Here is an 11,295-nt window from a genome sequence, read left to right as displayed (position 1 = left end):
TTCAGTTTTCAATGTTCATTTAAATTTCTATTGGAGCGGGTGATGGGAATCGAACCCACAACATCAGCTTGGAAGGCTGAGGTTTTGCCATTAAACTACACCCGCATATTTATTCATTAAAGGTATTTGATGCGGCCGAGAGGATTTGAACCTCCACGGGAATACTCCCACTAGGCCCTCAACCTAGCGCGTCTGCCGTTCCGCCACGGCCGCTTAGCCAAACGGTCAATTTGTTTCTCGTTCATTAAGTAACAAATAACATTGTAATATATTCTTAATTATTTGTCAACAACTTTTTAAATTGTATTTAACAAAATTAATGTTTCCTTAACCAAAGTTGCTATTAATTTCGCAACGTTTAATATCATATAATATATTTCGCTCATCGTCAATGAATAAACAAAACTAAAAAGAGTAAATTAACAAGATTAATTAATTAAACTCTCTAATTTGGTGAAAGTACACACAAAATACTCTATTTTTCCCTTAATCATTGCTAAAAATCTTCCATAAAATACATTCTATATATAAATAATGAACGCCTTTCGACTAAATTATCGATAGGCGTTCATTATTTATAAGTATATTAGTTGTTTAATTCTTTCAGTTTTCCATTACATTTTCCACAAACCATTTTATTTGTATCGACTTTTCTTATTCTTGGAAATCTAGACGCACATTTTTGACATTGATATATATAATTAACTCGATCTTCATATTTTTCAATTGCAGAACAAAATCTAGGTGCACCTGTTTGTTGGCACAGACGTTTAAAATCTTTGTCTTTATGTTTGTATCCTTTCTTCTGTAAGTGCAAATGATAATGACATAATTCGTGCTTAATAATATCAATGATAGCTGATTCACCAAACTTAGCAAATTGCTTTTCATTCACTTCTATATTGTGTGAACTTAATAAATAGCGACCACCAGTCGTTCTTAAACGCTTATTGAAATATGCTTTATGTTTAAATGGCATTTTAAAATACTTTAACGAGATTGTCTCTGTTAATTTTTGTAATGCACTGTTATCCATTTGGATCAATCATTGTTAATGATACTTTACCTTTTTTATCATCAATATCTAATATCCATACATCTACAATATCACCAACACTTACAATATCCATTGGGTTTTTAACAAACTTCTTAGCAAGCTTTGATATGTGTACGAGTCCATCTTGTTTTACCCCAATATCTACAAATGCACCAAAATCAACCACGTTCCTTACAGTCCCACTAAGTTTCATGTTTTTAGTTAAGTCTTCAATAGATAGTACATCAGATTTTAAAATAGGAGTTTCGAATTCATCTCTTGGATCTCTATTAGGTGCAATCAATGAGTTAATAATATCTTCAAGTGTCGGTTGACCAATATTTAACTTTTCTGCCATTGCTACAATATCAATTTTGTTCAAGGCAAGTTTAAGTTTTTCCGTTCCTAAATCATGTGTAGTCATTTCAATTTCAGTTAATAATTGATTTGCTACATTATAACTTTCTGGATGAATCGAAGTATTGTCTAAGGGTTCTTTACCACCTACGATTCTCATAAATCCAATACTTTGTTCAAATGTTTTCGCACCTAATCTTTTAACTTTAGCAATTTCTTTATTATGCGTTATAGCACCATTCTCTTCTCTATAATCTATAATATTTTGTGCAATTGTGGGTGTTAAACCTGATACATATTGTAGTAATGAACGTGAAGCAGTATTCACATCAACCCCCACTTGGTTAACCGCAGTTTCAACAACAAATGACAATGCACCTTCTAATGACTTTTGGTTAACATCATGTTGATATTGACCAACGCCGATAGATTTTGGATCTATTTTCACTAATTCACTCAATGGATCTTGTACTCTTCTACCTATCGAAACAGCACTACGCTCCTCAACTTGAAAATCTGGGAATTCATTTCTTGCCACTTCCGATGCAGAGTATACAGATGCCCCCGCTTCATTAACAATGATAAATTGAACGTTTAATTGGTGTTCTTGTATCATTGAAGCAACAAATTGTTCAGTTTCACGGCTCGCTGTACCATTACCGATAGCTATTAATTCGACATCATATGTTTTAACGAAGTCCACAAATATTTTTTCAGCATCTTCTTTTTTATTTACTGGAGGATGAGGATACATGACTCCTTTAGCTACAAATGTACCAAATGGATTAATGACTGCAAGTTTACAACCTGTTCTAAAAGCGGGATCAACACCAAGTATTTGCTTTCCTTTCATAGGTGGTTGTAATAACAAGTTTCTCAAATTTTCACTAAATACATCGATTGCATGATTTTCAGCTTTTTCAGTTAAATCACTTCTTATTTCTCTTTCGATCGATGGCATGATTAATCTTTTCAAACTATCTTTAATAGCATCTATAATGACATAGGTACCATTATGTTCAGATGATATTTCTTTGCTTCTAATAAAATTTTCTATCCCTTGTATATCCATTTCTATTTTAACTGATAAAACCTTTTCTTTTTCACCACGATTAACTGCAAGCACTCGATGATTGGCGATTTTTTTAATCGGTTCGGTATAATCATAATACATAGAAAAAATTTCTTTCTCATCTTCTGCATGCTTTTTCTTTTGCGTTATAATATTGCCCTGTTGAAATGTATCTTTAAGTATTTTACTTCTATATATAGGTTTATCTGAAACAATTTCTGCAATGATATCTTGAGCGCCTTTGATTGCATCTTCTACACTTGTGACTTCATCGTTAATAAATTGTTGTGCTTTCGTTTCAACAGATGTGTCTATATTTGTTTGTTGTAACCATTGCGCAAATGGCTCTAATCCTTTTCGTTTTGCCTCAGTTGCTCTTGTTTTCTTTTTCTGTTTGAACGGTCTGTATAAATCTTCTACTCTTTGTAATTTTGTTTGTTTTAAAATATCACTTTTCAAATCCGAAGTTAATAAGCCTTGTTCTTCGATATTATTAATAACTTCTTCTTTTCTCTTCTGTAGATTTACCATATATTGATATTCATCATCAATTTGTTTAATTTCTACTTCATCCAAACCACCTGTTTGCTCTTTTCTATAACGAGCTATAAAGGGTACTGTATTTTTATCTTCTAATAAAGATAAAACAGCATTAATTTGCTTGGTTGTGAAGCTATATTTATCTCTGATTGATTGAATTAAATTACTATCCATGAAATCCTCCGCTTATCATTATGTAATATTATTTTGTTAATAAATACATTTTAACATATCTGTATTACATGACTCTCTCAGAATCATCAATACAATTAAAAAAGCAGATTCCATAAATTTCGAAATCTGCCTTGTCTATATATTCAATTTATTTATTTGCTGCTTCCTGTAATTTCTTAATCGCTGTTCTCTTCAATCTTGATACATGCATTTGACTTAAGCCAATTCGTTCTCCTGTTTCTTTTTGGCTTAAACCTTCAATAAAAGTACAATGAATAATTTGTCTTTCTCGTTCTGAAAGTATTGGAAGTATTTTTTCCAATATCATCCTTTTTTCTGTTAAATCATAATTATCATCTTGTTGACCCATGATATCTAGTAAAGTTACAGTCGAACCGTCTTTATCTGCTTCAATAGAATGATCTACGCTCAACGCATTGTAGCTTTGACCCATTTCCATTGCTTCAAGCACATCTTCTTCATTCACTTCTAATCGATCTGCAATTTCAGTAATAGAAGGTGAACGTTCGAGTTCATTTGTTAATTCATCTGTAACTTTCTTAATTCGTGGTCCAATTTCTTTGATTCTTCTAGGTACATGAACACTCCATGTTTTATCACGCAAATAGCGTTTAATCTCACCAATCACAGTTGGTACTAAAAAGGCTTCAAACTTTCTATCAAAGGACAAGTCAAATCGATTGATTGCACCGATTAAACCAACCATACCGACCTGAACGAGGTCTTCGTGATGAGATTGACCTTTAGAATATTTATATGCCAAGGATTCGATTAACTTTCTATAATGTCTTACAAGTTGATCTTGTGCATCTGTATTTTCATTGTTTTGATGCTGCATAATCCATTGGTTTATTTGTTCAGGTGATACATCATTAACTGATTTCGACTCTCTCGCCATTATTTCGCACCTGCTCTTTTTTAATATACTTTATCATACTGATTGTCACACCTGATTGTTTATCAACTGTAACCTCATCCATTAAAGATTCAATTAAAAACAGACCCAAACCGCCTTCTCTAAGGAAGTCTATGTTTTCATTTTCTTTATATGGTCCTAATTTTGCTTTTGTTTCTTCATAATCGAAACTATCACCTTGATCAGAAATAATAATTTTAATTTTATCATCGAAGATTTCGAAGCAAAGATTAATCATCCCCACTTGATTGTAATCATCTTTATAAGCGTGTTTCACTGCATTAGTCACTGCTTCGCTGACAGCAATTTTAGCATCTTCTATATCATCATATGACGCACCTGCTCTTGAAAATACACCTGATAATGTCAAACGAATTAAACTTACATATTCTGCGGATGCTGGTAAACGCATTTCTATATAATCTTGTTTAAATTGCATGTTATTCGACCTCCGTTCCTTCATTAACATGCATCAAATCTTTTAATCCAGTTATATCAAAAAGACGACTTATTCGATCTGAAACACCTAATATATATAATTCTTTATCGTTTTGGTTTAATGCTTTTAATGTACCTACAAATAAACCTAATCCTGTTGAATCCATGTAACTCACATTTTCTAAATTCACATAGATATCGTGTGTTCCCTCTTGTCTCATTGGAACTAAGACTTCTTCTAATTCAGGAACTGTATATACATCCAGTTCACCGCCAACTTTCACCTCATAATGTGAATCATGAGTTACAGTCTCAATATTAAGCTTCATAACATTACACTCCTAATTATAGTCTCATTAATAACTTTTATACCCTTAAATTTAAATTTTAAATCTAAACACTAAAAACTAATTTACTCTTTTAATGATTAATATCGTTAAATCATCTCTTTTATCTGGGTTTTGTATTTTTAATATGGCTTCATATAATAATTGCACAATATCTTGAGGGTGCATATGTTTATATTTATGAATCATATCTAATAAATGTTGTTTGTCTAAAAAGTCGCCCGCTTCATTTCTGACTTCAGTTACGCCATCTGTAAAAATAATAACTAAATCATCTAAATAAATAGGTATTTCTTGTTGCTTATAACGTGTTTGTTGACTCACACCAAGTACTCTTCCTCGAACTCCCATTTCCTCAAATGTTTCTGTTTCAGCTCGATAAATATAACCTGGTTCATGGCCTGCAGAACTACAATATAATAAATGATTTAATTCTTCATATAAGCCATAAAACATTGTTACGAACATATTTTGATTCACATTTTTTTCAACAACTCGGTTCAGTCGTTTTAAACCATCACTTGGTAATTGTGAATGACCATATGAATCCATTCCAAATTTAATCATACTCATAGCTAATGCAGCTGGGATACCTTTGCCAATGACATCCGCAACAGCGAAACTCATCGTGCCATCTTTATGATCAATTAAGTTAAAATAATCACCGCTTACTTTTTGCGCTGCAACTGAAATGACACCGATTTGTATACTATCAAATTGAGGTATATCTGTTTTTAACATGGTTTGCTGCAGACGTGAAGCTAAATCTATTTCTTTATCGTGATACTGTAATCTGTCCACTAATTGTTTATAGTCTCTATAACTATAACCAAACCCTTTAACAATTTCTTTTAACACATTAAAGGTTTTCAAAATTTGTGCTTCACTTAAATTTTGACCTTTTATATAATCTTTATGTATTTGAACGATATCTTCGGGCAAAATATCTTTTTTTATAACTTCTTCAGTAAAACCTTCACACTTCTTTATTAAATCGCTTGTATCAATCGTGTGTAAGCTTTCATCAATTAGCGCTTTATATTGATTTTTGAATTCTTTCACGCAGTAACTCCTCCTCAAAATGCAAATATAAATCGCATACATTGAATGCAACATATTCAAATGTTCTGTATGTATGTCAATCGCTCCATTGAATAAAACAACTTTAATTGTTAAATATTCATGCATCTTTTATTAAATGTACTTTAGATACTTAAAAAAGCTTTAGGAAACCCTAAAGCTTTTAAATTAGACATCTTATTCAAAGGTCACAACCATTTATTAAAAGCAATCTTGGTTAAAATTGATTAATTCATTAATAAATGATTATTGCATGTTATAGAGAATCAATGTCTATAATTCACTATTTTATTAACTTATTAGGTAAACCTTTGAAAATCAGGATTTGTGACTCCTAATATTATGTAATCCTAAACTAATATCAATGGCATTATTAACTTCTTTCATTTTTTTATCAGAAAGATAAGTTAATTTTTCTTTCAGCCTATTTTTATCTAAAGTTCTAATCTGCTCTAGCAATATAACAGAATCTTTATCTAATTTATATTTACTTTTTTCTATTTCTACATGTGTAGGTATTTTAGCTTTATTTATCCTACCAGTAATTGCGGCTACAATTACGGTAGGACTATATTTATTACCAGTATCGTTTTGTATAATTACGACAGGTCTTATTCCCCCTTGTTCAGACCCCTGGACTGGTGATAAATCAGCTAAATAAACGTCACCACGTCTCATCATTCATTATTATTCTTGGAGCTAATATATACTTCGTTGCAATCACAAGCTTCACATTCAAACGGAAATGCTTCTGCTGCGAGGGAGAGGTTCAAATCAGCCATTTGAGAATAGCCTTCTTTTAAAAGTTGTTCTATACTATGAATTCTACTTTGGTTGAAACTTGCCATGAATAAAGACCTCCATGTAACTAAAATATAAATCTTCGAGATTGGTTGTTAGATACATGATAACAAATTTTACAAACAGTGACTATACTATTTTAGTAATTCATTGCGAATTTCTAGGTCTTTCGAACTATGGTAAACACGTGGTAGTCTTCTACTCAAGCGACATAACACTTCATAATTTATGGTTTGTTGCTGATGCGCCAGCGCTTCGGCTGATTGTGGGGTATCGCTGTGATGATCCATTATGATTACTTTATCCCCAACTTGAATCTCATCAGGAATTTTAATAATTGTTTGATCCATGCACACTTTTCCTATGACTTCACATTGTTTGCCATTCACATTCACTGAGAAACCTTTCATCATTCTAGGATAACCATCCGCATAACCTACTGGAATGACACCAATTTTAGTTATTTCGTCAGCCGTATATACACTACCATAACTGACTGATTCACCTGCATGAAGTAATTTCGTCTGTACAATTTCACTTATCCACTGTGCACTTGGTTTTAAATGCACTTTCACATTTGATTTAACATAAGCGGATGGATAATAGCCATATAGGGAAATACCTACTCTAACTGCGTTACAAAATTGTGTGTCTTTCATCAAAGCACCAGCAGAATTTTGTGAATGTATATAATCTGGTTTATCGGCTTGTCCAACGATTTCTTCAAACATTGTTTGTTGGCGGTTCATTGAGTCGCCAGGTTCATCTGCACATGCGAAATGCGTAAATACACCTTCAAATATTAAATGGCTATGGCCATTAATAAGCTCTATGACTTCTTTGTATTCTTCTGCTGTCTTCATACCTAATCTACCCATACCCGTGTCTAATTTTACGTGTATCCATAAATCTTTTTCATTTGATTCTGGAATTTCTTTCACGACTTCTACTAGCCATGATTTTGATGGTACAGTGATTGCAACACGGTGTTGAATCGCTTTATTAATATGCTCCGTTGGAATAACGCCTAAAACTAAAATCTTAGCATCAATGCCATGCATACGTAATTCAATCGCTTCATCCAAAGTTGCTACAGCAAAAAACTCAGCACCATTATCCATGAGCTGTCTTGCTACCTTAATACTTCCAAGGCCATAACCATTTGCTTTCACTACTGGCATAACCGTCTTATTTGGATGTAATTTTTGAAAGACTTGAAAATTTGCAACGATTGCATTTAAATCTACATTGACGTAAGTCGATCTATAATACTTATCAGACATAAAGCACGTACCTCCTATATCAGTTCATAACCTGTGTAATAAATATATTATCTTAATTTTATAACAATACAGATAATATATCCAAATTTAATAAACTGAAATCACCTAAATTAATTTAAACCTCTAAAATAACCTGACTCATTGCATAGTGTTCTGTATGCGAAATACTCACATGTACTTTGTACCCCTCATAATGTATGCAAGGCTTACCATCTTCATCATTAACACAATCAATATCCGTGAAAGATACTGTTTTTCCTAAACCACTACCTAAAGCTTTACTAAACGCTTCTTTCGTTGCAAATCGACCAGCTAAAAATTCCATTTTTCGTTGTTCATTATTAAATTGATTAAACTTATGTTGTTCATTTATTGTTAAAATGCGATCAACCAGTTTCGATTGACGTTTATAAAGATTCTTTATTCTACTTATTTCAATTAAATCGACACCTATACCGTGTATCATTTCCGTCTCCTACCTCCCATATAACGTCTTTATACTAACGCTATCTTGTTATATGGCTTTCGTTTAATGATTTGTGTTTTCTATAGCACTATCTTGATTCACTTGTTTTATAGTTTGTTTTAACTGAGCGGCTACCTCTTTATTGACCAGTTTAATTTCAGTATTTCCTCCAGCTGTAGACAATGTTAAACTTGCTAACTGATATTTTCTCATTAAAATACCTTCGTGTGTATCAACATTTTGTATTCTGAATAAAGGCATCTTCACAACTTTTACAAACCACAAACCATTTCTAACCGTTATCGTGTGATCTTCTAGATTATATTTAAATATTTTATAACGATATTTGGGTACAATAACCAATTCGACAATAATATACATCAATATGATTACTGCACCGATAATTAAAATCCATTTCATTGTTTCTTGTGCAAACCACTCGAGCCACAAATGATTTACTAAATAAAACGCTACTAATAAAACACATAATATCACAGTAACAATTGACGCTGCTATGCGCATGACTGTTTTACCAGATGCGTGCATATACTGATAATTACTCATTTTGTTCACCTCTCAAATACCATGATTGTAAGGATTTAACTCGTTGATATGCATTGAATTTCAACCCAATATGTTCATTACCAGCAGCTTTTGCAATAATAAAATTAAAATTACCTAAGTCACTATTAATTAAAAATGGGGTACGTCGTACTTCTAGTCCTAATATTTTATCTTGTTTGAAATAAGTATTTTTAAATCCAAATAAAGTGACATTACGTACTACAAGTTCATCTTCAACTAATTTCATACCAGAAAATTTAGTCACAAGGTAACTACGCACAATAAAAATTAATATAATAACTCCTGCAATTAAAAAGGCCCATGCCGCCCAAAAATAATTAATTACCGCAGCTACCATGATAAGTAACAAAGCTTGTTTCCAAAAATGGCGATGAAAACCTCTCCACGGCATACCTACTGTTGCTTTTTCAAACGTCATATTCGGCATTAAAGTTTTAATAATTTCAAATGCTTTTTTACGCTTAATGAAAGGAAGTATCATCACATTGCCATCTAAGGATACGTCATCTTTATCCATATCATTCATATCACTTGTTATTACAAAATGAATGGATGTATACCCAAACAATTTTCTAAGAAATGATTGCTTTTCAACGACAGCCTGTACCCTATCTGTGGGAACGGTAATATTTTTAACATTAAATAGTCCATACTTAATATTTAATTGATTACCATGCTTCGTCACCGTGTAATTAAAGTTGCGTACAATAACAATTAATGTCCCGATGATATAACTCGCAATGGCAATGGTCGCAACCATCATTAAGACAATGACAAAAATTGCTTGTGAAATTTGTGAGAACTCATCAGTTATCCAATCCCATGGAATAACTTCTGACAATCCCCCAATTATCGGAGAAAGTGCAGCGAAGGCAACACCAATGGCTCCACTCGTTAATGCCATAAATAACAATTCTTTAAAATTCAATTTATATAAAAACTTAACTTCATCTTTAGCATTTGTTTCATTTGTCGTTACATTGATATCATCGTTCGTCAATTCTGAATCATCGATCTCTTGTGTAGATACAGGATCTACTGCTTGTGCTTTGCTAGTAGATAGTTCATGTTGCTTTTCCTTTAAAGTTTGTTGTATCCATTCGCTCTGTTTTTTAGAAACAGTATCCAAATCAATTCCATCACTTGGGGTTTTAATCTGTAATTTAACACCGCCAACGATTTGATTTATGATGCCTTGCGTTGTATCAAGTGTTTGGATACGTCGTATATTGAGCTCTTTTCTTTCTTTGGTAAAAATACCTGTAGCAAGTACAAAGTGGTCATTTTCAATCCAATATCTTGTGTTATATACTTTTAAAACCTGAGTTATGAATGAAAAAAGAAATAATATGGTTACAATACCTGGGAAAATATAAGCATAAATATTAGTGAAATCAAAATCACGAATATTAAACACTAGAAAAATAATGATTAAAACGATATTTTGTTTGATTGCTTCGATCACACCCGTTATATATGAAATTGGATGTAATTTTTGAGGACTATACATCATAATCAGCTCCTCTCAAATAATCAAGACTTATCGCTTCAAATGTTTCTGCATCTTTAATGCTAAGTAATGGGAATGTTACATGATGACCAGCAGTCACTAATGATGCTTTAGCTAAACCTAACCTTTTCAGTATTGGATTATATTTACGTTCTATATATTGCATACGTTCTAATTTTACGAATTTTTGTGATTTGAAGAAAAAATCATATTTAACTTCTATATCATTTTCACCAATTCGATAATATGTATAATGGTACTTAATCCAAGGTCCAAATGCAGCATAAACTATATCTATTAAGATAAGAAAAATGAATATATAAATTAAAAAGTGCCACCAATTAAAATGGCTCCATAAGAATATTAATACCATCATAACGATCAAATGCACTATAAATTCTAGTCCTTCTGTTAAATAATAATATTTTATAGCTTCTTTTGGACTTTTTTTAAAGAGCTGGTCGTTTATCATAAATACACTCCTTCATTAAGATTTCCCCCATTATAACACAGGGTATAGTGCGCATTCATCCTCACTTCAAAATATGTATCAACACAATTAAAATATTAAAGTATTTTATTCTTTCATTCCCATCTAAACTCCATTTAACATAAAAAATCACCCCAAATAAATGGAGTGATTAAACCTAAATTTCATATATGATAAAT

At 31.9% G+C, this 11,295-nt stretch carries 13 protein-coding genes and 2 tRNA genes; all 15 read right to left on the bottom strand.

Translation table 11 applies throughout. The features are described from left to right. Positions 1-31: 31 nt before the first annotated feature. Positions 32-105 (bottom strand) — tRNA-Gly (locus KA893_RS10820). Between the two features lie 25 nt (positions 106-130). Next, a tRNA-Leu gene (locus KA893_RS10815) sits at positions 131-213 on the bottom strand. A gap of 373 nt (positions 214-586) precedes the next feature. After that, entirely contained in the window at positions 587-1,036 is a 450-nt protein-coding gene (locus KA893_RS10810; protein ID WP_041080770.1) for a SprT family protein, read from the bottom strand. Beyond that, on the bottom strand, positions 1,029-3,179 hold the full coding sequence (locus KA893_RS10805; RefSeq protein ID WP_041080772.1) for a Tex family protein: 2,151 nt from the start codon (positions 3,177-3,179) through the stop codon (positions 1,029-1,031). Before KA893_RS10805 ends, KA893_RS10810 begins: the two co-directional genes overlap by 8 nt. Before the next feature lie 148 nt (positions 3,180-3,327). Then, a complete protein-coding gene (gene sigB / locus KA893_RS10800) occupies positions 3,328-4,098 on the bottom strand; it encodes an RNA polymerase sigma factor SigB (protein ID WP_210125774.1) in 771 nt (256 codons plus the stop codon). Continuing rightward, positions 4,073-4,555, bottom strand: a complete 483-nt coding sequence (rsbW, locus tag KA893_RS10795; RefSeq protein WP_002482755.1) for an anti-sigma B factor RsbW — start codon at positions 4,553-4,555, stop codon at positions 4,073-4,075. Before rsbW ends, sigB begins: the two co-directional genes overlap by 26 nt. Position 4,556: 1 nt before the next feature. Then, entirely contained in the window at positions 4,557-4,883 is a 327-nt protein-coding gene (locus tag KA893_RS10790; protein WP_011302705.1) for an anti-sigma factor antagonist, read from the bottom strand. 78 nt (positions 4,884-4,961) lie between these two features. Next, complete coding sequence (locus KA893_RS10785; RefSeq protein ID WP_228481299.1) at positions 4,962-6,005, bottom strand: SpoIIE family protein phosphatase; 1,044 nt, start codon at positions 6,003-6,005, stop codon at positions 4,962-4,964. Positions 6,006-6,299: 294 nt separating this feature from the next. Then, positions 6,300-6,662: a type II toxin-antitoxin system PemK/MazF family toxin gene (locus tag KA893_RS10780; RefSeq protein WP_041080775.1), complete on the bottom strand. Its 363-nt coding sequence runs from the start codon at positions 6,660-6,662 to the stop codon at positions 6,300-6,302. After that, positions 6,659-6,829: a type II toxin-antitoxin system antitoxin MazE gene (gene mazE, locus KA893_RS10775; RefSeq protein WP_037538046.1), complete on the bottom strand. Its 171-nt coding sequence runs from the start codon at positions 6,827-6,829 to the stop codon at positions 6,659-6,661. The genes KA893_RS10780 and mazE overlap by 4 nt, the downstream gene beginning before the upstream one ends. An 87-nt stretch (positions 6,830-6,916) precedes the next feature. Then, entirely contained in the window at positions 6,917-8,065 is a 1,149-nt protein-coding gene (gene alr, locus KA893_RS10770) for an alanine racemase (RefSeq protein ID WP_041080776.1), read from the bottom strand. A gap of 115 nt (positions 8,066-8,180) precedes the next feature. Further along, the gene (gene acpS, locus KA893_RS10765) at positions 8,181-8,531 is read right to left on the bottom strand and encodes a holo-ACP synthase (protein ID WP_002482750.1); all 351 of its coding nucleotides are present in this window, start codon (positions 8,529-8,531) and stop codon (positions 8,181-8,183) included. Positions 8,532-8,594: 63 nt separating this feature from the next. Then, complete coding sequence (locus KA893_RS10760; protein WP_041080777.1) at positions 8,595-9,095, bottom strand: PH domain-containing protein; 501 nt, start codon at positions 9,093-9,095, stop codon at positions 8,595-8,597. Next, the gene (locus KA893_RS10755; RefSeq protein ID WP_002482748.1) at positions 9,088-10,626 is read right to left on the bottom strand and encodes a PH domain-containing protein; all 1,539 of its coding nucleotides are present in this window, start codon (positions 10,624-10,626) and stop codon (positions 9,088-9,090) included. Before KA893_RS10755 ends, KA893_RS10760 begins: the two co-directional genes overlap by 8 nt. Beyond that, a complete protein-coding gene (locus KA893_RS10750; protein WP_002482747.1) occupies positions 10,619-11,098 on the bottom strand; it encodes a PH domain-containing protein in 480 nt (159 codons plus the stop codon). The genes KA893_RS10755 and KA893_RS10750 overlap by 8 nt, the downstream gene beginning before the upstream one ends. Positions 11,099-11,295: the final 197 nt, after the last annotated feature.

The sequence above is a fragment of the Staphylococcus sp. GDY8P126P genome, assembly GCF_017891965.1.
GTDB lineage: Bacteria > Bacillota > Bacilli > Staphylococcales > Staphylococcaceae > Staphylococcus > Staphylococcus saprophyticus.
Note: the sequence above shows the minus strand (reverse complement) of the source record. Positions and strands in the feature narration are given on the sequence as shown.